This is a genomic window from Sphingobacterium bovisgrunnientis, from assembly GCF_009829085.1.
Classification (GTDB): Bacteria; Bacteroidota; Bacteroidia; order Sphingobacteriales; family Sphingobacteriaceae; genus Sphingobacterium; species Sphingobacterium bovisgrunnientis.
Genome location: NZ_WUQY01000006.1, coordinates 78,144 through 104,174 on the forward strand (window position 1 = coordinate 78,144; position 26,031 = coordinate 104,174).

Below are 26,031 nucleotides of genomic sequence, written 5' to 3' on the forward strand. Positions count from 1 at the left end.
ATAATTTAACATTTATTTACTTTTCAGAATGGTGTATCCATATCTAATATCTTAAAAATATAAGTTATACGAAAACAAAACTTCAAAAATTGGCTTAAAATCGCTAATTTCGCAATTCTTTTATAAGGTACTAAAAATGGATTATTCGCATAAATCAATTGAGCAGAAGTGGCAAAAGTTTTGGGCTGAGCACGCGACGTTTAAGACGTCTGAGTCTACTGAAAAGCCTAAATATTATGTATTAGATATGTTCCCTTATCCATCGGGAGCGGGATTGCACGTGGGGCATCCACTGGGTTACATCGCTTCAGATATTTTTTCACGTTACAAAAGATTAAAGGGTTTCAATGTATTGCACCCTATGGGCTATGACTCATTTGGTCTTCCTGCGGAACAATACGCTATCCAAACTGGACAGCATCCAGCAATTACAACAGAAACAAACATCAATCGCTACCGTGAGCAATTGGATAATATTGGTTTCTCTTTTGATTGGTCACGTGAAGTGCGTACTTCAGATCCTGCTTACTACAAGTGGACGCAATGGATTTTTATGCAATTGTTCAACGCTTGGTACAATAAAGATGCCGACAAAGCTGAATCAATTGATACTTTAATTGCGAAGTTTGAAACTACTGGTTCACAAAATATTAATGCGGAATCAGATGAAGATGTGCTGGCTTTTACTGCAGAAGATTGGAAAGCATTTTCAGAAGAAGAACAACAAAAAGAAATCTTAAAATATAGATTAGCTTATCTACGCGAATCTACTGTAAACTGGTGTGCAGCACTAGGTACAGTATTGGCTAATGATGAGGTGATCAATGGGGTATCGGAGCGTGGTGGATATTCAGTAGAACAAAAGAAAATGATGCAATGGTCTATGCGTATCACTGCATATGCTGACCGTTTGTTGCGTGGGTTGGATACTATCGATTGGCCAGAGCCTTTGATTGAGATGCAACGCAACTGGATTGGTAAATCTGTGGGTGCATCGGTGAAGTTTCCAGTTCCGCAATTGGATACTAATATTGAAGTTTTCACGACCCGTGTAGATACAATTTTCGGAGTTTCATTTGTGGTATTAGCGCCAGAACATGAGTTAGTTTCTGCTTTAACTACGGATGCTCAAAAAGCTGAAGTTGAATCTTATATCGATAAAACGTCGAAGAAATCGGAATTGGATCGTATGGCAGATACTAAAACGGTTTCAGGAGCTTTCACAGGTTCGTACGCGAAACATCCAATCACGGGTGAAGACGTTCAAATCTGGATTGCTGATTACGTGTTAGCAGGGTACGGAACAGGAGCGGTCATGGCGGTTCCTTCAGGTGATCAGCGTGATTATATATTTGCAAAACATTTCAATTTGCCTATTATTCCGATTTCGGATTCTCAAAATATCGAAGAGGAAGCTGATCCAAATAAAGATGGCAAATACATCAATTCGGGCTTTATCAATGGTATGACGTACCAAGAAGCAGTTCCTGCTTTGATTGCGAAGTTGGAAGAGTTGAAATTGGGTAAAGCAAAAATCAACTTCCGTATGCGTGATGCGATCTTTGGTCGTCAGCGTTATTGGGGAGAGCCAGTTCCGGTTTATTTCAAAAATGGTTTGCCATACTTGATTAAAGAAGAGGAATTGCCTTTATTGCTTCCTGAAGTGGATAAATACTTGCCTACAGAAACAGGTGAACCACCTCTAGGTCGTGCCGAAAACTGGAAATACCAAGATCAATACGAGTACGAATTGAGTACGATGCCAGGTTGGGCGGGTTCGTCATGGTATTGGTTCCGTTATATGGATCCTCAAAATACTGAAAGCTTTGCATCAAAAGAAGCTACTGCATATTGGAAAGCTGTGGATTTATACATTGGTGGTTCTGAGCACGCTACAGGTCACTTGTTGTACTCACGCTTCTGGAACAAATTCTTGAAAGATTTAGGTTTCCACAATGAGGAAGAGCCTTTCAAAAAATTGATCAACCAAGGTATGATTCAAGGTCGTTCGAACTTTGTTTATAGACTAAATAATTATTCAACTAGCGGTATTGAAGATTCAATAAGAAATATATTTATTTCTTATAATCATTATAATTTGTTTAAATCAGTAACAAATAGTTTTGACAACAATCAATATTTGTTCCTTTTGCCAGATGGTATTTTTTATAATGAAACTGATAAAGTAGAAGAATTATCATTTTTTGGAGAGGAGTTGGGTAAAATCATATATTCTAAATATCCTGATCTAGATCAAGTTATATTGCCAAAGGATGCATTTAGTCCACTTCACGTAGACGTAAATATCGTTCATAACGATATTTTAGATACAAAGAAATTCAAATCATTCCGTCCAGATTTTACGGACGCAGAATTTGTGTTGGAAGATGGCAAATATATCTGTGGTACTGAGGTAGAGAAGATGTCAAAATCGAAATTCAACGTTGTAAATCCGGATGATATTATCGCGAATTTCGGTGCGGATACGCTACGTTTATACGAAATGTTCTTAGGTCCTCTGGAACAGTCAAAGCCTTGGAACACAAATGGTATTGAGGGCGTATATAAATTCTTACGTAAGGTGTGGAGATTATTCCACGATGCAGAAGGAAACTTCAATGTTTCGGACGAAGAACCTACAAAAGCGGAATACAAAGCATTACACAAAATCATCAAAAAAGTAGAAGATGATATCGAGCGTTTTTCGTTTAATACATCGGTTTCTGCCTTTATGATTTGTGTGAATGAATTGACGGATCTGAAATGTAACAAGCGCAAAATCCTTCAAGATCTAATCGTTGTGTTGGAGCCTTACGCTCCGCATATCACAGAAGAGCTTTGGGCTTTATTGGGTAATGAAGCAGGAACTATTTCTTACGCAGCATATCCAAAATTCAATCCGGAGTATTTAGTAGAATCAGAGTTCGCTTATCCAGTATCGGTAAATGGTAAGATGAAAATGAATCTTCCTTTGGCATTAGACTTAGATGCGAAAGCGGTAGAAGAAATTGTCTTAGCAAATGCAGATGTACAACGCTATTTGGATGGTAAAGCCGTGAAGAAGCTCATCTTTGTAAAAGGTAAGATTATAAATATCGTAGTTTAAGTATACTTACAGCTTAAAAGAAAGCCTCAAAATGTAAATTTCGAGGCTTTTTTCTATTCTTCATCTTTTACGGAGAAGATATTAAAGAGTTTTTTGAGTCTTTGTTTTATTGAACTGTTTGTTTCTTGGGTGGAAGAACCTTTCTGTTGTTCGATTTGCTGAATCGAATTAATTACTTTATTGAATGTATGTTTCACTCTTGAATTAGGCTCAACAATGACTTCACCTACTTCAAGTATCTCCTCTATTAATATTACGTTTATGACTTCATTTTTTTGATATGGAAGAATATTGATATCTTTCTTCACATAGCCTATAAGTCTAGCTTCGTAGAATATGTTCGTGTTATTCTGAATTGGAATTTTTATATGTCCTTTGCTATCTGCATGGAAGTATTTTTTTGTGTTTTTTTCGTAAATGACTGCATGAGGTAATATTTTGTTATTGATGTCAATAAATTTTAAAGTTACGCTATCTTCTGATGTCGATAATTTTAAATTTGCTGTTGTTATCTGTTGTTTGTCTATTGGTGAAGTAGTAATATTATGAGCTTTCAAATTATTCCAACTTGTTAAAAGAGAAATGATGCGCTGATGGATAACCAGTTCATACGATTTAAATGAACTAATTCTGTGTATGTTGGGGATTTCATTCTACCACAAACCTTCTGATTGGATTTTTGAATATAGCTCACAATATCCTTTGTTTCCCAATTTGTAAAATCGACAACTTCCGTATTGCAGACTTTGCACATTCGTCCAAGTTCGGAAGGAGACATACCTTCATATTTTTCGTTACAGGGATTTGGAATTTTGACATTCATAGCAAGTGATTATATTTTAACTAAATATACTTGGAATTTAGCTTTATTTTGAAAAATATAGCAAACATAAGTATCTTGATGGATTATTTGATTCCAATCCTTAAGATTGAATCAATGTTAAATAATCATTTATACATCAAGCAAAACCTATGAAATCTAAGCTGAAGCTGTTTTTATTGTTATTATTTCTTCCGAGCATTCTTTTAGCTCAAAAACTTCCTAAAAAGAAAGAAGTTCTGCGTGTTCTGAATTTGTCTAACGCTTATTGGCAAGAAAAAAATCCTGCCGAAAAATGGGCGTTTTGGGATATTGCTGCTTACCATACTGGAAATATGGAAGCTTATAAGATAACAAAGCACAAAAACTTTCTGAATTATTCAATCCGTTGGGCTGAACACAATGAGTGGAAAGGTGCGAAATCCAACAATAAATCTGAGTGGAAATATAGCTACGGAGAAAAAGATGATTATGTATTGTTTGGTGATTGGCAGATATGTTTTCAGACCTATATCGATTTATACAATCTAGCACCTGCGGATTATAAAATAGCACGCGCAAAAGAGGTTATGGAATACCAAATGAGCACTTCGCAAACTGATTATTGGTGGTGGGCCGATGGGCTTTATATGGTGATGCCTGTTATGACTAAATTGTACAATTTAACTGGACAAGAAATTTATTTGGATAAGTTGAATACTTATTTTGAGTATGCAAACAGTATCATGTTTGATGCTGAAGAAAATCTTTACTACAGGGATGCTAAATACGTGTATCCTAAACATAAATCGGCAAATGGTAAGAAAGATTTTTGGGCGAGGGGTGATGGTTGGGTACTAGCTGGTCTAGCAAAAGTGTTGGAAGATTTACCACAGGATTCTAAATATAGAGCTTCGTTTGAGGATAAGTTTGTAAAGATGGCAAAGGCGGTCAAAAACTCGCAGCAGCCCGAAGGCTATTGGACACGTAGCATGTTGGATAAAGACCATGCACCAGGTCCCGAAACGAGCGGAACGGCTTTCTTTACGTATGGAATATTGTGGGGAATTAATAACGGACATTTAAATAAAAAAGAATTTTTACCTACTGTACAAAAATCTTGGAGCTATTTAACAAATGTCGCTTTACAACAAAACGGACATTTGGGTTATGTACAGCCAATTGGCGAACGAGCTATTCCGGGGCAAATTGTGGATCAAAATTCGACTGCACCTTTTGGTGTTGGCGCTTTCTTATTAGCTGCGGCTGAAATGTATCGTTTGGTTAAATAAAATTCATAAATAGATGTTAAATAAAAAATTACAGTACGTAATCTGTCTTTTATTGTGCTTAAGCGTGAGATATACAGAAGCACAAACTGTCTTTGAAATTCAAAATCCAGATAAACAATTAAGTCCGTTGACAGGCATGAATAGGGAGCATTGGAAAGATGCTGCAAAATATTTGTTGCATGGTGCATTTACTTATGTAAATACGGTAGATGATCCATTTATTTTTCCAAAACAACCGGGACGTAGCTATCCACGTGATGGCAAGCACAATGCTACCGAACTATTGGAAGGATTGTGTAGAACGTTATTTCTTGCCTCGCCTTTATTAAGAGAGGAACCAAATCTAAAGCTTAATAATATCGCATTAGCAGAATATTACAGAAATCAGATAATTAGATTATCAAATCCCAATAGCCGAACATACATAGCTCATCGTGCAAAAAATGGTGGCCCAAGTCAGATTTTAGTTGAATTTGGTGCTTTGTCTATTTCATTAAAAGCTGCGCAAGAGGTATTATGGGATCCATTAACGCAAGCGCAAAAGGATCAATTGGCAGCGCTGATGTTAAGCTATGGCGATGGACCTACAATTGATATGAATTGGCGATTCTTCAATATTTTTATTTTAAGTTTTTTCAAGGATCAGGGGTATAAGGTTAATGAAGCCAAGTTGGAAGAGCTTTTGCAAAAGGTACTGAAAGATTATAAAGGTCAAGGTTGGTACACGGATAGTCCTTTCTACGATTATTACAGCATGTGGGCTTTTCAAATGTTTGGCGGTTTATGGTCAGATATGTTTGGTGAAAAGCAATATCCGCAGTATGCAGTACAGTTTATGCAGAACTTACGTGATTTAGCGGATACTTATCCCTATATGTTTGATGAGCAAGGCAAAATGATTATGTATGGTCGTAGTATTGCATACCGTATGGGGGCTTCTTCACCGTTACCGTTATTGGCTCATTTGAAAAATAAGGAAGGTGTAAATTTTGGATGGATGCGCCGCATTGCTTCAGGTACATTGTTGCAATTTCTTCAGCATCCTGAATTTTTGAAAGATGGACTTCCAACGCTAGGGTTTTATGGTCCTTTTGAACCAGCAGTTCAAGAGTATAGTTGTCGAGCGAGTGTATTTTGGTTAGGGAAAGTGTTTATTACATCTTTGCTATTGGCAAATGATAATATTTTTTGGACAGCTAAAGAAAACAATGGCGCTTGGGAAAAAGAAATTCCAAAGGCAAAATTAGTCCAAAAGTATTCCGAAGGTTCAAATGTTCTGATTACCGATTATGCGAATATTGGTGCTTCGGAAATCCGAGCATGGGCAGGTACGTGGAAGATGGGCTATTACGAAGGAACTGAAAATTACACCAAACTTTCCTATAGCAGTGTATTTCCTTGGCAAGCGGATTCTAAAGATGGGACTGTTTCGATGGATTATGCTATTTCAAAACCCGATAACACCTACGAGACATTCCGTTATTATATGTTTCAAGATTATTCGGATAATACCTACAAACGAAAAGCTATATGGGCGGCAGATACTACAGTGCAAATAAAATTGACAGACGTAATGCAAGCAAATGGTATAGTGCGAAGAGATACCTTATTAAATGCGAAAGGCAAAAAAGTAAATTTTGGTCATTATGCCTTGCCAGAATTCTCGGGTAAATCTTTAGCACAAAAAGAACAAAAAATAGGTGGACTGAAAGCTACGATTATTGACAATGGAAAATATCAATTGGCATTAATTGCCAAAAAAGGATGGGATAGTGTAAACGTGGTAAAGTCAACAGGATTACATCCTGAATCAAACACAAGCTACGTTATTCAGGCTTCTACAGAAATAAAAACTGATAAGCATATTTTTGAAACGATTTTACTGTTTAAAAAGTCGGGTGAAAAATGGACTAAAGCAGATTTAAAAAAATAAGCAAAATGCCTTCAATAATATGAAGGCATTTTGGTATATTCATAACTATATGACAAAAAAAAAGATCACTCGGAGTTAATTAATAATGGGGAATTTGAATTAGTTGGCTTTCAATATACAATTATGTATATGGCAAGGATTCATTCTCAAGCAGAGTTTTTGTTTACCAAAATTTTAATGCTTCGTGATAAGCTTTTTTCGAGTTATGAAGCATCAGAAATAATTGAAGCATTTACTATTAAAACAATTTGTGATTGGGAATGGTATATTGAAAAAATGATTTGCGAGTGCTTAAAGGAAGACACATCCCAACTTGCGAAACAACTCGAATTGAAACTACCAAAAACTATTTCTGTTGATGAATGTGTGGCTTATTTAAACGGTTTAGGGTATTTTGATTTGAAGAATGCAAGTAACTTAAAATCAATCTCTAGAAAGAGATTAGTCAAAGAAAAAAATCCTTTTGAGAAAATATCAAATGAATCAAAAAAACACATTGATGATTTTTATATTTTGAGAAATTATGTTGCTCATAGAAGTAATAAATCAAAAAAACTTTAATAAACATTTATCAAACTTATGATCAAAACGAGTTTATTGAGGTTGGACAATTTTTACTAGAGAAAGCAAATAAAGAAAAAATAACTATACGATTTCAAGATTTTGGAGGATCATTTTGGTTAGCAGCATTTAATATTATGGAATTTTTATACCCACTGACATTTAAATGGATAGTTCAAGATGAGAAAATATATAACGAAAAATGTCATTTGCGATTTATTTATCTAATGAATTTGAGTCCTAACAAACCTTAATAAAGGATGTACAAAAATTGTTTTGAATAAGCTTATTAGGTTTAATCAAAATTTTAATCAATCAATAATTTCAATAAATCATATTCTGCTTGCCAAATATCTTGTTTAGCTTTTTTATAGGCCATCAACGCTTGGCTATATTCTGTTAACAGTATTCTACCTGCTTTATAAGCTTCGTGTTGTTCATTTTTATTTTGAAGTGCAAGTTTTTCTATTTTTCGAAAAGAATCGATTTTCCTTTCTGCTGCCGTGATTTTAAGTTTCCGCTGTGTGTCATCGATATTGTCATTGCGCGCAATATCTTGCATCTGTTTACCGATCAAATCAGTATTCAATGCAATTTTTTGAATCGTTGGCTGCGTCGTGAAATAGCCAGAAAGCGGAATTCGTAAAGCCATATTTACAAAGCTGTTGCCAAACCACTCTTCTTTACGTGCCAACTTCAACTCATTGCTGAAATATTGCTGTCCGAGATAACCATTAAAACTCAGCGTTGGTAATAATTGGCTCTTGAAAGAAGCCAATTGCAAAGCCGAAATGCTTTTATCAATTTCTAATGAAGCGATGTCGTAGTTTGTATGGTCAAAGTTTTGAAGGCTATTTCGTATATCTTCAAAATTAGAGGAAATATGTTGAATCGTATCCAGATTGCTGTATCTGCGCAACTCTAAATCAGCTTCCTGCAATACTGCCCAAGCATCAAATACTTGTATCGTATGACGTTCCAATTCTTGTTGTGCCGCAATATAGTTAGTGGACGGTTCACGTCCTGCTTCGTATCTTTCTTTATTAATGGAAACTATTTCTTCATAGAGCCTTGTGTCTTCTTGTGCCTGATTATATTGTTCTGTAGCAAATACAATAGAGGCATATGCGAGGGTAGCGTCTTTTTTCCAGTTTTGTAAAGTAAGTTTTTGCTCTAATTCTGACTTTTGAATTTCTAGTTCCTTTTGTTTTTCTTCCACGCGACGCTTCGGATCAAATATATTCCATTCGACTTGTACACCCGCTTTCGAAGACCATTTTGTAGCAAACTTTAATGGTATTATCGCGCCTTCTTGCGCATTCGGATCAAATGCAATAGCTGGAACAGGTGTTGTTGGAATAATTAGGTTTCGCTGCAAATTCGCATCAATATAAAATATAGGTATTCGATTCGATTTAATCTCGAGCAATTCTTGTTTTACAACTTGCGTTTGAACTTGATTTTGCTGGTATTTCAAATTTTGATCTGCATTCTCCCAAAGCTGTTGTATACTCATTGTTTGCCCTTGTAGCGCAAAGGGGATAATTGCAAATATGTAGGGTATAAATTTTTTCATAATTAAAATACAGAAGCGGGTTCGAGTTTAGCAATCTTGCGAACGGCAAATAATGAGCCACCAACGGAAATCAAAAGCGTGATGAACAACAAAAATAATGCAAATCCAGGTGTAATTTCAATGGCTAAGCCCGAGTTGGCAACGCCAAATTTAAATCCAACCAACAGCAACATCGCTATCAAATAACCGATGATTGCGTAAAGGAAAGCCTGCGCAATAATTAGTTTGTTCACATAGCCTTTGGTAGCTCCGATAGCTTTCAATGTCCCGTAATCTTTGATTCTGTCCAAGGCTGAGGAATACAATGTGAGTCCAATAATAAAGAAACCACTGATCATTGCGAAAACAACTAATGTTCCGAAACTCATGCCCATATTTGAACTAATCAAAATTTCTTTGACAGTAGAGTTTTTCAGTTTTTGAGCATCCCAAGCCTTTAGTTGAGGAAATAGCTGTTCTATATCTTGTTGAACTTGTGCTTTGGATGCGGTATCATTAAGATTAGCAATGATTATACTCACTTTTGAAGGGGAGGCATTCCCCAAAACAATTGCATTCTCCATGGACGTGTACATCAAGCTTGCACCAAAAGCTTGTGCATTTTTGGTGATAACACCAATTTTCGCACTCTTTCCATTAATTTCTATGGGTTTATTTACGAAAAGATCAGTTTTCCATGTTTTCGCATTATAAAGTTCAGCAGTCACCGAAAATGGTTGTATGAGGTCTGCAATATTACCTTCTTCTATTTTTGCCGAAACAGGTCCCATGATGAATTCAGGGGAGTTTGTCCCAACTAAAGTTACACCAGCGGTCTTTCCATCTAAGAAGGAGGCTTGTCCAGCAGCTAATATCACGGGATGTGTAGATTCGACGCCTGGAAGACTAGCGATTTGTTGCACCAAACGTTGGTCTATCGCATTGACCGCATTAATGTTTGTACTTTGGGATTCAATGATCCATAGCTGGTTGTCCTTTACAGGCGCATTTCCAACTAAATTTCCCATCAATCCCATCAAAAAGAAAAGTAAGCTGAGCTGCTGACCAATCAAAAATATACTTATCACAATCGCTGTGACAATTCCGACACTCTTGGCGCGATCGTATTTTTTAAATTTAAAAGCAAGTCCAAGCATATTATCGGATTCTTATACTACAGTCTACTTTTGCATTGATTATAAGGTTGCTACTTTGGTTTAGTTTAACCTTTATTTTACGTACACGTCTGTCTTCACTTTCATTTGCTGTCTCGTAAAGAATGGATTTATTCGACAAGATCTGGTTCGCATAATAGACTTCGCCAGTGGCAATGGTGTCTTTTCTTCCAACAGGAAATACAAATACTTTTTGCCCAACTTTTATATCACCTGCAAACAACTCATCCACCTCAGCCTCGATAATTGGGTTTTTAATATTTATGATTTTACCTAATTCTTCAGCAGAACCAATACTTTGTCCCAATCGGGCAGTCAGGTCAGTAATGACACCACTTGCTGATGCTTTTACACTGTAGTCTCCAATTGTATTTTGCGCCTTATTTATTTGAATTTGTTTTTCATTTTCTGTAAGTTTTTGCGCTTTTAACGACTGCCTCAAACCACGCAAATTAGCTTCTTGTTGTTGCCAATTGGAATAATCTGCATCCAACTTTTCTCTAGTTTCGGCATTCTTAGCAAAAAGAGCTTTGGAAGTTTCATACTTTTCTTTTAATTCTTGCGCATAGATTTCAGCTTTCGCAATATCCTCTGTGACTGTTTTATTTTGTGCGCGAAGACTATTCAGTTGCGCTTTTGCTTCCTCAATATCCAATGAAGAATTTCCGGCCCCTAATTTTAAAATTAATTGACCTTTTTGAACAGAGTCGCCTACTTGAACCAATATATTACTGATTTGCCCGGCTGTTGCGCTCGCGATAACCGAATAATCATCCGCTGATACAACCTTGCCAATAGCTTTGACTTCAGTCACTTCTTGTAAGATCTCTGCATTAGTTTTGGTGTTTTTTTCTTCTTTTTTGTCAGAAGTACAAGCTGTCGCCAAGACAGAGAGCATGAGTATGAACTGCAATTTATTTATAATCTTCTTCATTTTTTATTGTATTTGAAACCTGTCCTTCTTCCACATAAATAATTTTATCCGCAAATTTTCGTAAACGCAAATCGTGCGTCACAATTATTACGGCTTTGCCTTGTGAGGCAAGAGATTTCAGTTCATTCATGATGACTTCAGCACTTTTAGCATCCAAAGATGCTGTGGGTTCATCACACAAAATCATAGCAGGATCAGTCACTAATGCGCGAGCAATTGCAACACGTTGTTTTTGACCACCGCTCAATTTTTTCGGAAGATTATACATCCTATCGGAAAGCCCAACCTCACCTAATGCTTTTTTTGCTTTTGCACTTGCTTCGGATTTTGAAACACCCTGTAATACCAATGGCTGCATCACATTTTCTAATGCATTCAATGGTTCTATCAAGTTGAATTGTTGAAATACAAATCCTATTTCGTGCAATCGCAAACTAGCTAGTTCGGATTCTTTGAGCTTTGTAATTTCCTTCCCTTTATAAAAAACCTCCCCAGAGGTTGGATATATGACGCAACCCAGGATGGAAAGTAACGTTGTCTTTCCACTCCCAGAAGGCCCCATTATTAGTGTCAATTTATTTGTTTCGAAGCTTATCGAAGTCTTATCTAAAGCAGTGATAGTCGTATCACCAGTTTTATAAATTTTATTTACTTGATTGAGTTTTACGATTTCATTTTCCATCAGTAGGTTGTAGACTTTGCTTACATTTTATGAAACACAATAAATATATTAAATATTTAGCTCACCCTCACGACCAATGTCTACTTTTTTTCCTGTGATCGCAGCTGAGGCCACTTTCAGCAATGTCATAAATTTATTGGTTTTGGTGTCCCAATAATTTGAATCTACAGGCGTTACTTTCAATACGCGAATCGATGGATCTTCTTTTCCTTTCTCAAAATATACTTCAACAAATTTGTTCCAATATTTTTCAATTCGTTCTTGATCTCTGGATGCTTCAGCAATTCCATCAATGCTTAGAAAAGTATAGGATCCTGGATCTCCAAATGCCAGTGAAATTTTATTATCAGTTTGTAAGTTATGATAGGTCTCACTGTCGGATGAAATCAAATACCAAATATTTCCCTCATCATCAATTTCTTGACGACTCATTGGTGTCATGTAAGGATACTGTGCACCTTTTGGGTAAGTAACCATCATTGCGACGTCTATGCTGTTGACTAAATCTTTTAATTTTTCAATAGCTTCTTGGTTGTTTAAATTTTCTGTGCTCATATTTTAATTGTTTTAACATAAAACAATTCCATTTATAAATATGTTTTAAATATGGAGGTCAATATTTATGATTTTACAATTAAATCCCACTATCTATGTAGATACACCGTTGGGAAAAGGTCACACTTTATTTATCATCGATTATGGAATGCATCAAAATTCCTGTTGGGTAGTTACTTTAGAAAGTAATGGTATTGTAAAGCATTTTGATGCGAATGATGTGATTATTTGTACAAATTTTACTTATCACATTAATAATGAGAGGAACAGTTTTAAAGCTGAAGAAACGAAAGGCTAGTTTAATTTTATAAAATTACTGCAATACAAAGGTTGGATTAATGTCCAACCTTTGTATTGCAGTAAATGTATTGCGTTTATAAACCTTTGGATTTAGCTTCATTCCAAAATACATCCATCTCTTTCAACGTCATATCTTGTAATTTCAAATCTTGCGCAGCAGCTTGCTCTTCCAAATAAGTAAATCGACGGATAAATTTTTTATTCGTGCGTTCCAAAGCATTCTCGGGGTTGATACCAATGTGTCTTGCGTAATTTGTTAACGCAAATAGCAAATCGCCAAATTCTTGTTCTGCTTTTTCGAGATCTATATGTTGATTTTCTACAATATTATATTCGGTTTTGAATTCTTGTAATTCCTCTTCGACTTTTTTCCAAACCTCCGTTTTGTCCTCCCAGTCAAAACCAACCCCACGTACTTTATCTTGAATGCGGTAAGCTTTTACCAAGGCAGGTAGAGTTTTGGGAACACCAGCTAAGACTGATTTTTTACCTTCCTTTAATTTTATTTGTTCCCAATTGGCTTTTACGTCTTCATCATCATTGACTTGAGTATCCGCATAGATATGGGGATGACGTGTGATCAATTTATCACAAACTGCATTCAGGGCGTCAGTAATATCAAAAGCCTGTTGTTCTTCCGCTATCTTCGCATAGAAAACAAGGTGCATCAACAAGTCACCTAGCTCATTTTTGACTTCGTCCAAATCCTTTTCCAATATTGCATCCGCTAATTCGTACATCTCTTCAATAGTTAGGTGACGAAGACTTTCCATAGTCTGTTTTTTGTCCCAAGGACATTCAAGACGTAAAGTATTCATGATGCTAACTAATCGTTGGAATGCTAGGGAAGGCGTGTGTTGAGTTTCGGGAGCTTGATGTGCCATAATGTTGTTTTGTGCAAATTTACGATAAATGCAGTTATTCTAAACACAAACATATGCTTGGCTGTTATATCAGTAACAAAAAATGAAAAATATGGAAACTAAATATGACTACTTGTCTACTGCCGCAGCATTGAATGAATTGCATGGATTGGGTTACACGCATGATTTTAATATTGATTTTGATAAGCTTTTCTTCAGTGCCGAAGATTATGTTATTGATTACTTGTATCGTTATGAAGGTATAACAAATCCGAGCGACGAGTCTACAGTATATGGCTTGCGCAATCAGCGCACTGATGAAAAGGGAGTTTTTGTAGTTGGCGATCTTTCTATGGTCGAAGGTAAAAAAAGAGAAATCATCATTAACTTAGAGATAAAATCAAAATCTCAAACTTAATGATGAATCTGTACATGGTACTATTAGGATGTAATCTTCCTAACCGTTATATCGAGCAACACGATGTGTTTTTTAATGTTGGTGCTGATCTTTTGAGTCTAAAACAGTCCATGTACGACTTTTGGCCAGAGGCTGGAGAAAATCTACATATTGATTCTTATCGTGCTGTGAGTCGGGTAGGAAATTATGAAATTAAAATCGTTGATAGGGGAAATGGGGATAAGCAAAATGAGCTGAATCTTTATTTTCTGAATTTAGGTGGGTATAAACCCAATGATATGGAAGAATATCATTACAAACAATTAGTAATAGCTAAGTCAATAGAAGAAGCAATTGCAACAGCTACGGAAAATACTTTTCATAAACATTATTCCGAGCCACATGTTGATAATAAATACGGTATCGACGTGGATGATATTTATTTAGTGAGTGATATATTGCCAATTCATATCAAGGATAAATACAGTTTGCATATTGTAGAATCTCATGCTCCAAACAAAGAAGATGACCTAGTCATAGGATACATTAAATTGAGTGAATGGAATTAAAATTTCTATTGGTAATATATTTAATGTCTAAATTATTCTGTTTATTTGATAGATAATTAAAAAGGACAAATATGTTGGAATTTTTCCTTGAAAATGAAAGTTTTCAAGCTATTTTAGTATCTATAGGCTGTGGCGCTATAGTAGGTTTAGAAAGAGAGTACAGAAACAAGTCAGCGGGTTTTCGAACTGTTATCTTAATTTGTTTTGGTGCTACTATATTTACTTTAGCATCCAAGCAAGGTGATATTTCGGATGACCGAATCGCAGCAAATATAGTAACAGGAATTGGTTTCCTTGGTGCTGGTGTTATTTACCAAGGGAAATTCTCGGTGCAGGGGTTAACAACAGCGGCTGTAATCTGGACAATGGCGGCAATTGGAATGTTGGTAGGATTTGGTGACTACACATTGGGCGTGTGCCTTGCTGTTGTAATGGTAATTATTTTATCACTTTTCCAAAAAATAGAGGAATTGTTGGCTCGTGTATTTTTAACACGTACGTTGCATATAACATTCAAGGATAATTCTATTTCGCATTTACGTGCATTCGAACAATTTTTGGAAACACATCAAGTAGATGCAATAAGGAAAGGAATGGAAAAAGACGAGAACAGATTAGAGGTTATTTTTGAAGTTTCAGGCAAGCGAAAAGTTGTTCGTGCACTGAATGAGTCCATCATTCAATTAGAATATGTATATGCCTTTAGCAATATGTAAAAAATAGAAAAAGCGCTCAAATATTTCGAGCGCATTTTTTATACCTTGAATAATAGATATTCTTACCAGAAAACAATATACAATGCAGCAGTTGCTCCAATAATTAGTAATGATAATACTAAGAAAGTAGGAGACATTCTAAACATTTTGGTGTCAATTTCTAGTCCATTAGGTACAACACCTTTTGCATTTTCGTATAAACTGATGATTACCATACCAATCACACAGAATGCAAATACTAAGGTCATTCTATCCATAAAAGGAATTTCATAGACGCCACCAGCATTCGGAATTGCGAAGTTTATTGCCGAAAGGAATTCTAAATCCATCAATTGTCCTGAGAACTTTAATATTACTGAGAATACGAAACCTCCAATCGTTGCAAATAAAGCTGCATTTGAAGTCGTTTTCTTCCAGAAGAACCCTAAAATAAACATCGCAAAGATACCTGGGGATACAAATCCTGTGTACTCTTGAATGTAATGGAAACCTTGTTTTCCTTCTCCCATTAATGAGTTACCAACTAATAAAGCTAATAACGTACCCAATAACATAGATACCATTACCGCTATCTTACCTACATTCACCAATTTGCTCTCACTTGCATTTTTGTTGATTGCCTTTTGATAAATATCTAGTGTGAAGATTGTTGCTATACTATTAGCTTTACCTGCTAGTGATGCTACAATTGCTGCTGTCAAAGCTGCAAATGAAAGACCTTTAAGACCTGTAGGTAATAATGTCAATAGAGCAGAGTATGCTTTGTTTGGATCCTGAACGCCACTTCCTGTCAATAACAAATCCGGATTAATCGCACTCATGTCATTCTTAATGATATAATATACTGCAATACCTGGAATAACAACGATTAAAGGCATTAACATTTTTAAGAATGCTGCAAATAACAATCCGTTACGTGCTGTATCCAATGATGCACCTAGGGCGCGTTGCGTGATATATTGGTTACAGCCCCAGTAGCTCAAGTTCGCAATCCAAAGACCGCCAATTAACACACTGATACCCGGTAAATCCATATAACCTTCTTTATCTTTCGTAAAGATCATATCAAAGTGCTCAGAAGCTCCACCTTTTAATTTGGTCAATCCAGAGAGGAAGCCTTGACCTTCAGATATAATATCTAATGCGATGTACGTGGCTACAAATCCACCAATAACAAGTACGACTACCTGAATCACATCCGTATATCCAATTACTTTCATACCACCTAATGTGATTACAACAGCAAAAACGGATAACAAGATAATACAAACATTAATATCTAATCCTGAAATACCTGCAATAGCTACAGCACCCAAGAATAAAATAGACATTAAATTCACAACGATATATAACATCAACCAGAATACAGCCATAATCATAGCTACCGTACTGTTGTACCGCTGATGAAGGAACTGTGGCATGGTGAAAATCTTATTTTTGAGATAGACAGGCATAAAGAATATGGCTACCACAATAAGAGTAATAGCTGCCATCCACTCATACGCTGCAATTGCGAGACCGATCTTGAAACCAGACCCACTCATCCCAATGAATTGCTCCGCAGAGATATTGGACGCAATAAGTGAGGCTCCAATAGCCCACCATGTCAATGAGCCTTCTGCCAAAAAATAGTCTTTTGAATCTTGTACAGCGGATTTTTTCTTATAGTAAATATATAAGCCATATCCCGCTACTATGATAAAGTAGACGAAAAAAACAATGTAATCTTGAATTTGCATAATACTTAATTGGTTATTAAAATGTTTAGGTGATTAAAGGATTTCGTGTGTTCCATTTGAAATAGACACTTTAATCGGGGTTAAATTTAAATTAAATTTATTAAAATACAAGTTACTTAATTTATCAATTATATCTTTTGATTTTCCTTCCTTGATAACATTGATCGTACAACCGCCAAAACCACCACCCATCATACGTGCGCCAGCAACTTCAGGATATGTAGCAACTGTCGATACTAAGAAATCAAGTTCATCACAACTCACTTCGTATTCTTTACTCAATGCCCAGTGTGCATCATATAGTAATTGTCCTAAAGAATTTATGTTGTTTGCTTTTAAAGCTTCTGTTGCTTTTAACAAACGTTCATTTTCCTCAACTACAAATTTTGATTTTTGGTAATATTCAGCAGATACATCTTTCACTAATTCGTCCAATTGTGCTATCGAAACATCTCGTAAAGATTCCACTTGAGGATATTTTTCTTTTACTAATGCTACAGCCGCTTCACATGCTTCACGTCTTTTGTTGTAGGCAGAGGATGCTAGAGAATGTTTTACATTGGTATTCAATAATAAAATCTCATAACCGTTTAATTCAATAGGGATATACTCGTATTCTAGGCTACGACAATCCAATTTGATTAAGCTATTGTCTTGACCAAACACGGAAGCGAATTGATCCATGATTCCGCAACGTACACCCACAGCCTCATGTTCTGTTTGCTGACCTACCTTTGCTATATCTAACTTACTTAAATTCAAATCGAATAATTTGCTTAGCGCAAATGACGTCGCACATGTCAGTGCAGCAGATGATGAAAGTCCTGAACCTAGAGGAACATCTCCTACAACAACTAAATTGTACCCTTTAATCCCCTCAAATTTTTGTTTTAAAATGCGTGTAACACCTAAAATGTAATTTGTCCACAATTCAGGGCCAAATGTTAGTGTCGTCGTATCGGTGTTATATTTTCCATTGTAATCAACAGAATACAACTCGATATTGTTATCATTACGGGAAGAAATACCAATGTATACACCCTTATCGATAGCTGCTGGAAGCACAAAGCCATTGTTGTAATCCGTGTGTTCACCAATAACATTTATTCTCCCAGGCGACTTCACAACAATTTGCGGTTCGCTGTTAAAGACACGTATGAAAGTGTCTTTAACTTGATTCACTAGACTCATATATTATGCTTGTTTATAATGTACTGTACTTTGTTTTTTAATAATTTCAGCTGCAGTTTCAGGAGTGATATCACGCTGCGGTCCACCTAACATCTCGTAACCTACCATGAATTTTTTTACGGATGCTGATCGCAATAGTGGAGGGTAAAAGTGCATGTGCCAATGCCATTCTGCATGATCGCCATCGTTTATGGGAGCTTGATGCATTCCTCCCGAATATGGGAATGAAGTGCTGAATATATTATCGTATCGAATCGTCAATTCCTGCAATGTTTTTGCTAAATCTTCTTTTTCTTCCGCTGAGAATTGACCAATATTTTGAACGTGTCTTTTGCTTATAATAATTGTTTCAAATGGCCAAGTTGCCCAATAAGGTACTAATGCCACAAAATGTGCATTGTCTACAATTATTCTTTCGTTCAAGCTTAATTCTAAATCCAAATAGGCTTTTAATAGTGACACACCATTTTTATCAAAATATTCTTTTTGTTTGGCTGTTTCTACTAGTATTTCATTAGGCAAAGAACTTTGCGACCAAATTTGACCATGAGGATGCGGATTGCTACATCCCATTATCGCTCCTTTATTTTCAAAGATTTGAATATATTTTATCCAATCATTTTGAGATAATTCATTGAATTCTTTTTGCCAAAGATCTACCACTTTTAGGATAGAGGGAACATCCATTTCGGGCAACGTCAAATCATGTCTAGGGGAGAAGGTGATTACCTTACAAATACCGCGCTCTGCTGTCGCTTGTAATAAATCCGAATTATTGAAATTGCCTTCAGGCGTATTTTGAAGTATCGCTGAAAAGTCGTTCGTAAATACATAAGTATCCTTATAGTCCGGATTTTCGGTGCCATCTGCTCTTTTATTGGAAGGACACAAGTAACAGGTTGGGTCGTATTGTGGTCTGTCATCGGTAGCGACATCTTCCACTTTTCCTTGCCAAGGTCTGTTATTCCTATGAGGCGAAACTAATACTTTTTCACCCGTCAATATATTAATGCGGTGGTGAGGTTGATTAAGGTCTAACATGTGATCAAGTTTATTGGGGGGGCAATTTAGCAAAAAAAGTTTTTCTTTTAAGAATTAATTAAAATTATTTGCACAAAAAATAAAAAGGGCTTCTAAACTGAATTAGAAGCCCCTAACGGAGATAAATATCTAGTGTGTGATATTTCTTAGAATGTAAATTTGACAGAACCAGACCATGTACGTCCCCAGCCCATTAATACGTAGTTTGATGTGTTAACACCTTTCCAAACTGTATCATTTGCGCCTGCAGTTCTATATGATGTTGCTTCTGAAATGTAAAATTCATCAAATAAGTTGTTTACGTTTACACGGAAGCTCATTGTATTTTTAGGGCTAATAGTAACTTTGTACGAAATACCTGCATCAACGATATCGTAAGAAGGTAATCTCAAAGTCTGTAAACCATTCGTAGGAAGAGCACCATATAATCTATCGTAGAATCTGTAATCTGCATCTATTGATAAATCTTTGATAATAGAATATCTGAATCCACCACCTATGGCAGTTTGTGCAGCATCGCCTACTTTTACACCTGTTAGGTTTCTATCTGAAGTACCTAATACTTGACGGTCTTCATTTCTTGCAATAGTCGTTGCATTACCATCGTAGATCCATTCACCTACTGAAGCAAAACCTTTCAAAGTGAATCCTGTGAAAAGACGAGCTGCAAAATCCAATTCTAAACCTTGATGATCTTGTTTCACACCGTAGTTAGTTTGGTAAATCAAATCACCTACAGCGATTAAAGTAGGGTCGTAGTTGTTATCTGTGATATCTTTTTGCGCAGCAATAAATGAACTACCAGTTACACGGTTAGCCCATGTAGTACGGTAAGCATTTAGATTTACATCAAAATAAGTGGATGCAAATTTGTAACCCAATTCAAGACCTAAAATCTCTTCATTGAATGCATATGGATTTATGTCATTCGCATAGTTCATGAAGATGTTATTTTGGTATGGCTGACGTGAGTAATACCCTGCATTACCAAATAAGGTATGTCCAGCTAATGTATAGCTTAATCCACCTTTTGCATTGTAACCAAAGTTGTTAACAGTTTTGGACTTTTGCTGTCCGACTTCGTATTGGTAAAAATCCTCGCGAATATTTTGTTGTTGTGAGATAGATCCTTGTACGAATGCTGTGAATCCGTCTTTCGCATATTCCATTTGACCGAATAAACCACCGTAACGGATAGTTTGATCATATTCCCATGCTAAACGATCTTCTTTTGATTTCGCCGAATTTGTCCAAGTTTTCCATGGATTAGTTGTGAATTCATTTGAAGTAACATAGTCTGTTCTTGAAACAGGAACTAACGTTCTAATTTGATGTGTGATACTAGGGGCACCCAACAAATCTGTCACTTGTCTATAGTGTGTGCCTTTGTAATCACGTAAATCAAAGCCTAAGTTAAAGCTTAAGTTTTCTGTTAAATCACGGTTGTAGTTTGATACAATACCAAACCATTGGTGATTGTTCATATCTGCAGCTAAGTAAGGAACTTTAGCAGAAGTAGCATCTGTACGTGGGGATTGACCACCACCACGCGCCATTGATGCGTATGCAACAGTTGATAAAGCTGATTTATCCGAAATTTTCCAATCCCAGTTAAAGTTAGCTACAGGTTTGTGGTAGAAGTTTTTACGTGGATTCATTTCCACACCGTTGATTACTTCTAAATTATCGTTGAATTTTCTACCGTTGTCTAAGAAATTTTGCAAACTTGCTGTATAACCTTGGTTGTGCCATTGTGGTGCACCAGTTACCATAAAGTTTAAGTTGTGGTTGTCATTTACTTTGTATCCAACTGATAAAAAGTAGTTTTGACCAGCACCACCTGTTTTGTCCATGTATCCATCACCTCTCCAGTCTGTGAACATTGCCGATACCGCAAAACCATTTGCCATTAAACCTGTATTATAGGCGATTGTCGATTTGCGCAACATATCATTTCCTACAGTGCGTTTGATAAATCCACCTTCTTGCATTTCAGTAGATTTAGTCACAAAGTTAATCGTACCACCTACTGATGAAATAGCTAATTTGGATGAACCAAGACCACGTTGAATTTGAACCAAAGATGCTACATCAGATAAGCCATTCCAGTTTGACCAAAATACACGTCCGTTGTCCATACCATTTATCGGCTGTCCATTCAGTAAGAAAGCTGTATTGGATTGGTCGAAACCACGGGTCGTCATAGAAGACTCACCAAATCCTCTTGCTTGACTAGTTACATACACTGAAGGTGTATTAACCAATGCTGACGTAATATCTTGACCACCTACTTTTTCTTCGATGACCTGTCTAGAGATTGTAGATACAGCGATAGGAGTTAAGCGATCTTCAGCGATATCTATCAAACCTCTACCTACGATTACAATTTCATCAATAGACTGTTCGTTACTAGGTACCAATACAATCGTACCGATAGGAGCTGTAGAAGAGAAATTGATTTGTTGAGACTCGTGGCCGATGAATTTGATTTGAAGTTGGCCGTTAGATTGGTTGGTAGTTAAGGTGAAGTTTCCGTTGGCGTCGGTTGACGTGCCTTGTGTACTTCCTGCAACTACAATTGTGGCGCCTGCAATAGGCTGATTGCCATCAGTTACTTTGCCAGTGATTACCTGTTGGGCTAATGCAACATTACTGGTAAGCATGAATGCCACAGAGGCATACAAGAGGGTTGAATTTTTGTTCATCTTTTATAGATAAATAGTAAATTGGTTGCAAAGGTAACTAAATTGTTTTGGATGTAAAATAATGTTAAATTCTTTTAATTATTAATAATATAAACTTATTTATCTCTGCCTTGCATTTATTCAAATTTTAATTTAATTGTTAGATAAACTAAAATTTTAACAATAATTGAAACCAATTTTTTACTCCAAATCTGCTTTAGCGCCTATTCTGATATGATTGTAACGTGGAAAATCATATTAATGCAATATTTTATGATGTGCGATTTTTGTTGAAAAAAATATTCTGAATAATTTTATGAAATATTCAATTTTTAAGTCATTATTTAAATAGATTGAAAATGAAATATGATATATTTTTGACAATTATCAAAATCAATCGTATTTGTGGATTATTATTATATTAAGTTTATGTTAACTGTTAAAATGTGTTAAAACTTAGTCTTAAATTTGCAACACATTAGCTTAACAAAAACCCATGAAGAAAAATTTACTTTTTTTCGCCTTAATGCTTGCCAGTTATGGTGTGGTAGAGGCACAAGTAACCACCAGTAGCCTTACTGGAGTTGTAACAGAGACCTCAGGTCAATTCACCGCTGGAGCAACTATCAAAGCAACACATTTACCTTCAGGAACAGTTTATTCCAGTTCTGCAAATGCACAAGGACGCTTCAATTTGGCAAACATGCGTGTTGGAGGACCATACCGTATTGAGGTAAGTTATGTTGGTCAACAGCAATTGGTTTTCGAAGATGTTTATTTGCAATTAGGGCAGCCATTTGTTTTGAATCCAACATTTGGTGAATCTGCAACAGCATTAGATGAAATCACTGTTACAGGTAGAAGGGGTACGAATGTGAACAAAACTGGTGCTTCTACTGGTATTGGTCAAAAACAAATTCAAGAATTGCCTCAGATCAATCGTAGTATCACTGATTTTACGAAATTGACGCCTCAAGCAAATGGTAACTCATTTGCAGGTAGAGATGCACGTTTCAATAACTTACAGATTGATGGTGCTAATTTTAACAATGGTTTCGGATTGAGTAATAGCCCACTTCCGGGAGGTAATTCTCAGCCTATTTCATTGGATGCGATTGAGCAAATTACAATAAATATTGCTCCTTTTGATGTTACGCAGTCTGGTTTCACAGGAGCTGGTATTAATGCCGTTACTAAATCGGGTACTAATAATATCGAAGGATCAGCATACTACTTCCTTCAGAATCAAAATTTACAAGGTCGTAAAATCGAAGATGTTACTTTGGAGAAAATTGATGCCACAAAGAAAAACTTTGGTTTCACTTTGGGAGGACCAATTGTAAAGGATAAATTATTCTTGTTTGTAAATGCAGAAAGAGAAGAAGCGACAGGGGCAAATGCTTCTGGAGCAAATCTTTGGAAAGCATCTGAAAATGGTGTTGCCGATCCAAATAACAATATTGCACGTCCAAGACGTTCGGATCTTGACGCTGTCAAAAATCACTTGATCAATCAATGGGGATACGATCCAGGGAGATACGAAGGCTACGCGAATGAAGCGGAAGAGGGAAGTACAAAATTCTTGGTTCGTCTAGACTGGAATATTAATGATATTCACAAATTAGCATTACGCTACAACCAAGTTATTGGAAACTCAATGCAAGTTGCGAACGGTAACTCTGGGCCATACCCAAGAAGTACTGTAAACCGTGTAAGTCAAAATTCTATCGCTTTTGAAAATGCTAACTACGCATTCAAAAATGTTGTAAGATCTATTACAGCCGAATTAAATTCCAACTTCAATTCTAAATTATCCAATCAATTCTTAGCTACATATACACGTATTCAAGACACACGTAGTACGCCAAGCAATCAATTGTTCCCTTTTGTGGACATATGGGATGGTTCAGCAACGGGTACGAATTATATGAGTTTTGGTACGGAGTTGTTTTCTTACAACAATGATGTAATTAATAATAACTACTCATTCACGAATAACTTGAACTTACAAGCAGATAAGCACAACTTCACATTTGGTGCTGCTTTTGAAATTCAAAATTTTGGTAACTCGTATACACGTATGGGTACTTCGTATTACAGATATGCATCTGTTGAGGATTTCTTAAAAACAGGTACATCTGCTGAAGTTGCTCCAATTATGTTTGGTTTGACATATCCATATGAAGGTCAAGATACGTATTCAAGAATCAATTTTGGTTTAGCATCTTTATATGCTCAAGACAGATGGTCTGTTGCTGATAACTTTACATTGACATATGGTATCCGTGCAGAATTGCCAATTTACTTGAATAAGTTAACTGCGAATCCATCTATAGATAAGTTGCGCTTATTAGACATTAATGGTAATCCTAGAAACTACAATTCTGGATTGTGGCCAAAATCTCAAATATTATTATCTCCTCGCTTAGGATTTAATTACGATGTATTCAAAGATCGTTCATTGGTATTGCGTGGTGGAACAGGATTATTCTCGGGTCGTGTACCATTTGTATGGTTAACTAATATGCCTACTAATGCTGGTGTATTACAAAATACTATTGAACCAGGTAGCTATAATGATGTTGCAGGTTGGATTAACAATGTACGTTTCAATACAGATCCATACTATCATTTAAATAATGTTCCAGCTGGAGCTGAAAGCGTATTCATTAAAACACCAAAAGACGGAGCGCCTTCTTCATTTGCATTGGTTGATAGAGATTTCAAAATGCCAATGATTTGGAGAACAAGTTTAGGTGGTGATTATCAAATCCCGAATACTCCATTCGTTCTTACAGGTGATTTTATGTACACAAAAGATGTTAATGGAATCTTCCAATTAGGAGCTAATCGTAGATCAGCAAATACATTCTTGAATTATGGTGCTTCAGAAGGTGATTTAGGTGATAATAGAGCGTTCTATCCTTCAGGAATTAATGGTAGTGCATACAATTCAGCAATTGGCGCAAATAATGCAACTGTGTTGACTAACACAACTGTCAAAGGTCATGCTGTAAGTGCTACTTTAGGACTTACGGTACCAAATTATCAAGGATTCAGCGGAGGTATTTATTACTCTTACGCAGATGCTAGAGAAGTTTCGGCTAATGCTGGATCAAGCGCATCTTCTGCATGGGGAGGCTCACCTAGCGTGAATGGTCCAAATGATCAAATTCTTCATCCTTCTGCTTTCGCTATTCCTCACCGTGTGACTGCAAACTTGAGTTATAGAATTAGCTACGCAAATAACTTGGCAACTACTGTAGGTGTTTATTATAACGGTGCGGCGCAAGGAAGATTCTCTTATACTTACTATTCGGACATCAATAGAGACGGTCAAAATGCTGACTTAATGTATTTGCCAAAAGATTTAAGTACGTTAACATTTGTTGATCGTATTAATTTGGCTGGAGATGTAATCTTCACAGCTGAACAGCAACGTGATGCTTTTGGTAATTTCGTGAAAGAAAATAACTTAGATAAATACGCTGGTAAATATTTGCCAAGAAATGCATTCTTAATGCCTTGGTTAAATAGATTTGATGTTCGTGTATTACAAGATTTATATACGAATATTGGAAATAAGAAAAATACACTACAGTTAAGTTTAGATGTTATCAATTTCGGTAACTTATTAAACAAGAACTGGGGTATTCAAAGTCGTTTGAATGATGCTCAAATGGTTATTGGAAATAAAAAGATTCAAGGAGTTAGTTCAGGTAATCCAGTTTTAAATAACGCAAATACACCTGCTAACGGTATTCCAGAATTTAACATGAATGTAATTAACAACCAATTACAGACAACACCATTCCAAAATGTAAGTAACTTGAGTACTACATGGCAAATGCAAATTGGTTTACGTTATATCTTCAAATAAGAAAATAATATAGACTATCATCAAAAAGCCCCGCATTATTGAACTGCGGGGCTTTTACA

Annotated in this window: 20 protein-coding genes; 9 read left to right on the plus strand and 11 right to left on the minus strand. The window is 36.0% G+C overall.

The features are described 5' to 3' along the window. The first annotated feature begins 136 nt into the window (after positions 1-136). Complete coding sequence (locus tag GOQ16_RS04905; protein WP_160068282.1) at positions 137-3,106, plus strand: leucine--tRNA ligase; 2,970 nt, start codon at positions 137-139, stop codon at positions 3,104-3,106. A 53-nt stretch (positions 3,107-3,159) separates the two neighbouring features. Here the strand turns inward: GOQ16_RS04905 and GOQ16_RS04910 are convergent, their stop codons facing one another. After that, the gene (locus GOQ16_RS04910; RefSeq protein ID WP_160068283.1) at positions 3,160-3,663 is read right to left on the minus strand and encodes a hypothetical protein; all 504 of its coding nucleotides are present in this window, start codon (positions 3,661-3,663) and stop codon (positions 3,160-3,162) included. A 415-nt stretch (positions 3,664-4,078) separates the two neighbouring features. On the opposite strand from GOQ16_RS04910, the gene GOQ16_RS04915 reads away from it, so the two are divergent. The 3 genes from GOQ16_RS04915 (at position 4,079) to GOQ16_RS04925 (ending at position 7,691) form a co-directional block, all read left to right on the plus strand. After that, positions 4,079-5,197 (plus strand): glycoside hydrolase family 88/105 protein, encoded by a 1,119-nt coding sequence (locus GOQ16_RS04915; protein WP_160068284.1) that lies wholly within the window; start codon positions 4,079-4,081, stop codon positions 5,195-5,197. A 13-nt stretch (positions 5,198-5,210) separates the two neighbouring features. Further along, positions 5,211-7,130: a DUF2264 domain-containing protein gene (locus GOQ16_RS04920; RefSeq protein ID WP_160068285.1), complete on the plus strand. Its 1,920-nt coding sequence runs from the start codon at positions 5,211-5,213 to the stop codon at positions 7,128-7,130. 129 nt (positions 7,131-7,259) lie between these two features. Continuing rightward, on the plus strand, positions 7,260-7,691 hold the full coding sequence (locus GOQ16_RS04925) for a hypothetical protein (RefSeq protein WP_160068286.1): 432 nt from the start codon (positions 7,260-7,262) through the stop codon (positions 7,689-7,691). A 307-nt stretch (positions 7,692-7,998) separates the two neighbouring features. On the opposite strand, the gene GOQ16_RS04930 is transcribed toward GOQ16_RS04925, so the two are convergent. The 5 genes from GOQ16_RS04930 to GOQ16_RS04950 are packed head-to-tail and all read right to left on the minus strand — an operon-like array spanning position 7,999 to position 12,592. Continuing rightward, positions 7,999-9,267, minus strand: a complete 1,269-nt coding sequence (locus tag GOQ16_RS04930) for a TolC family protein (RefSeq protein WP_160068287.1) — start codon at positions 9,265-9,267, stop codon at positions 7,999-8,001. Positions 9,268-9,269: 2 nt separating this feature from the next. Beyond that, entirely contained in the window at positions 9,270-10,403 is a 1,134-nt protein-coding gene (locus tag GOQ16_RS04935; RefSeq protein ID WP_160068288.1) for an ABC transporter permease, read from the minus strand. A gap of 1 nt (position 10,404) precedes the next feature. After that, on the minus strand, positions 10,405-11,355 hold the full coding sequence (locus GOQ16_RS04940) for an HlyD family secretion protein (protein WP_160068289.1): 951 nt from the start codon (positions 11,353-11,355) through the stop codon (positions 10,405-10,407). Next, positions 11,336-12,037 carry an ABC transporter ATP-binding protein gene (locus GOQ16_RS04945; protein WP_160068290.1) on the minus strand — a complete coding sequence of 234 codons (702 nt, stop codon included), beginning with the start codon at positions 12,035-12,037 and terminating at the stop codon, positions 11,336-11,338. Before GOQ16_RS04945 ends, GOQ16_RS04940 begins: the two co-directional genes overlap by 20 nt. Before the next feature lie 48 nt (positions 12,038-12,085). Then, entirely contained in the window at positions 12,086-12,592 is a 507-nt protein-coding gene (locus tag GOQ16_RS04950; protein ID WP_160068291.1) for a pyridoxamine 5'-phosphate oxidase family protein, read from the minus strand. Between the two features lie 67 nt (positions 12,593-12,659). Here GOQ16_RS04950 and GOQ16_RS04955 point away from each other — a divergent pair, with 67 nt between their 5' ends. Further along, positions 12,660-12,890, plus strand: a complete 231-nt coding sequence (locus GOQ16_RS04955) for a hypothetical protein (protein ID WP_160068292.1) — start codon at positions 12,660-12,662, stop codon at positions 12,888-12,890. Between the two features lie 76 nt (positions 12,891-12,966). Here GOQ16_RS04955 and mazG read toward each other — a convergent pair whose 3' ends face one another. After that, the gene (mazG, locus tag GOQ16_RS04960) at positions 12,967-13,776 is read right to left on the minus strand and encodes a nucleoside triphosphate pyrophosphohydrolase (RefSeq protein WP_160068293.1); all 810 of its coding nucleotides are present in this window, start codon (positions 13,774-13,776) and stop codon (positions 12,967-12,969) included. A 91-nt stretch (positions 13,777-13,867) separates the two neighbouring features. On the opposite strand from mazG, the gene GOQ16_RS04965 reads away from it, so the two are divergent. From GOQ16_RS04965 to GOQ16_RS04975, 3 genes are all read left to right on the plus strand, one after another. After that, the gene (locus GOQ16_RS04965; protein WP_149914894.1) at positions 13,868-14,173 is read left to right on the plus strand and encodes a hypothetical protein; all 306 of its coding nucleotides are present in this window, start codon (positions 13,868-13,870) and stop codon (positions 14,171-14,173) included. Beyond that, positions 14,173-14,721, plus strand: coding sequence for a DUF1543 domain-containing protein (locus tag GOQ16_RS04970; protein ID WP_204987425.1), 549 nt, complete (start codon positions 14,173-14,175; stop codon positions 14,719-14,721). Before GOQ16_RS04965 ends, GOQ16_RS04970 begins: the two co-directional genes overlap by 1 nt. A 71-nt stretch (positions 14,722-14,792) precedes the next feature. Next, entirely contained in the window at positions 14,793-15,437 is a 645-nt protein-coding gene (locus GOQ16_RS04975) for an MgtC/SapB family protein (RefSeq protein ID WP_160068294.1), read from the plus strand. A gap of 62 nt (positions 15,438-15,499) precedes the next feature. Here GOQ16_RS04975 and GOQ16_RS04980 read toward each other — a convergent pair whose 3' ends face one another. From GOQ16_RS04980 to GOQ16_RS04995, 4 genes are all read right to left on the minus strand, one after another. Beyond that, positions 15,500-17,176, minus strand: a complete 1,677-nt coding sequence (locus GOQ16_RS04980) for a sodium:solute symporter family transporter (RefSeq protein ID WP_160068295.1) — start codon at positions 17,174-17,176, stop codon at positions 15,500-15,502. Between the two features lie 33 nt (positions 17,177-17,209). Next, positions 17,210-18,367 carry a galactokinase gene (gene galK / locus GOQ16_RS04985; protein WP_160068296.1) on the minus strand — a complete coding sequence of 386 codons (1,158 nt, stop codon included), beginning with the start codon at positions 18,365-18,367 and terminating at the stop codon, positions 17,210-17,212. Between the two features lie 3 nt (positions 18,368-18,370). After that, positions 18,371-19,408, minus strand: a complete 1,038-nt coding sequence (locus GOQ16_RS04990; RefSeq protein WP_160068297.1) for a UDP-glucose--hexose-1-phosphate uridylyltransferase — start codon at positions 19,406-19,408, stop codon at positions 18,371-18,373. A gap of 146 nt (positions 19,409-19,554) precedes the next feature. Beyond that, the gene (locus GOQ16_RS04995; protein ID WP_204987426.1) at positions 19,555-22,113 is read right to left on the minus strand and encodes a TonB-dependent receptor; all 2,559 of its coding nucleotides are present in this window, start codon (positions 22,111-22,113) and stop codon (positions 19,555-19,557) included. Between the two features lie 475 nt (positions 22,114-22,588). Here GOQ16_RS04995 and GOQ16_RS05000 point away from each other — a divergent pair, with 475 nt between their 5' ends. Further along, the gene (locus tag GOQ16_RS05000; RefSeq protein WP_160068298.1) at positions 22,589-25,972 is read left to right on the plus strand and encodes a TonB-dependent receptor; all 3,384 of its coding nucleotides are present in this window, start codon (positions 22,589-22,591) and stop codon (positions 25,970-25,972) included. The last annotated feature ends 59 nt before the right edge of the window (positions 25,973-26,031 follow it).

Excerpts from the sequence above, each read along its gene's own strand:
- GOQ16_RS04905 (WP_160068282.1), top strand. The coding sequence starts at position 137 with ATGGATTATTCGCATAAATCAATTGAGCAGAAGTGGCAAAAGTTTTGG.
- GOQ16_RS04915 (WP_160068284.1), top strand. The coding sequence starts at position 4,079 with ATGAAATCTAAGCTGAAGCTGTTTTTATTGTTATTATTTCTTCCGAGC.
- GOQ16_RS04920 (WP_160068285.1), top strand. The coding sequence starts at position 5,211 with ATGTTAAATAAAAAATTACAGTACGTAATCTGTCTTTTATTGTGCTTA.
- GOQ16_RS04925 (WP_160068286.1), top strand. The coding sequence starts at position 7,260 with ATGGCAAGGATTCATTCTCAAGCAGAGTTTTTGTTTACCAAAATTTTA.
- GOQ16_RS04930 (WP_160068287.1), bottom strand. The coding sequence starts at position 9,267 with ATGAAAAAATTTATACCCTACATATTTGCAATTATCCCCTTTGCGCTA.
- GOQ16_RS04935 (WP_160068288.1), bottom strand. The coding sequence starts at position 10,403 with ATGCTTGGACTTGCTTTTAAATTTAAAAAATACGATCGCGCCAAGAGT.
- GOQ16_RS04940 (WP_160068289.1), bottom strand. The coding sequence starts at position 11,355 with ATGAAGAAGATTATAAATAAATTGCAGTTCATACTCATGCTCTCTGTC.
- GOQ16_RS04945 (WP_160068290.1), bottom strand. The coding sequence starts at position 12,037 with ATGGAAAATGAAATCGTAAAACTCAATCAAGTAAATAAAATTTATAAA.
- GOQ16_RS04950 (WP_160068291.1), bottom strand. The coding sequence starts at position 12,592 with ATGAGCACAGAAAATTTAAACAACCAAGAAGCTATTGAAAAATTAAAA.
- GOQ16_RS04955 (WP_160068292.1), top strand. The coding sequence starts at position 12,660 with ATGATTTTACAATTAAATCCCACTATCTATGTAGATACACCGTTGGGA.
- mazG (WP_160068293.1), bottom strand. The coding sequence starts at position 13,776 with ATGGCACATCAAGCTCCCGAAACTCAACACACGCCTTCCCTAGCATTC.
- GOQ16_RS04965 (WP_149914894.1), top strand. The coding sequence starts at position 13,868 with ATGGAAACTAAATATGACTACTTGTCTACTGCCGCAGCATTGAATGAA.
- GOQ16_RS04970 (WP_204987425.1), top strand. The coding sequence starts at position 14,173 with ATGATGAATCTGTACATGGTACTATTAGGATGTAATCTTCCTAACCGT.
- GOQ16_RS04975 (WP_160068294.1), top strand. The coding sequence starts at position 14,793 with ATGTTGGAATTTTTCCTTGAAAATGAAAGTTTTCAAGCTATTTTAGTA.
- GOQ16_RS04980 (WP_160068295.1), bottom strand. The coding sequence starts at position 17,176 with ATGCAAATTCAAGATTACATTGTTTTTTTCGTCTACTTTATCATAGTA.
- galK (WP_160068296.1), bottom strand. The coding sequence starts at position 18,367 with ATGAGTCTAGTGAATCAAGTTAAAGACACTTTCATACGTGTCTTTAAC.
- GOQ16_RS04990 (WP_160068297.1), bottom strand. The coding sequence starts at position 19,408 with ATGTTAGACCTTAATCAACCTCACCACCGCATTAATATATTGACGGGT.
- GOQ16_RS04995 (WP_204987426.1), bottom strand. The coding sequence starts at position 22,113 with ATGAACAAAAATTCAACCCTCTTGTATGCCTCTGTGGCATTCATGCTT.
- GOQ16_RS05000 (WP_160068298.1), top strand. The coding sequence starts at position 22,589 with ATGAAGAAAAATTTACTTTTTTTCGCCTTAATGCTTGCCAGTTATGGT.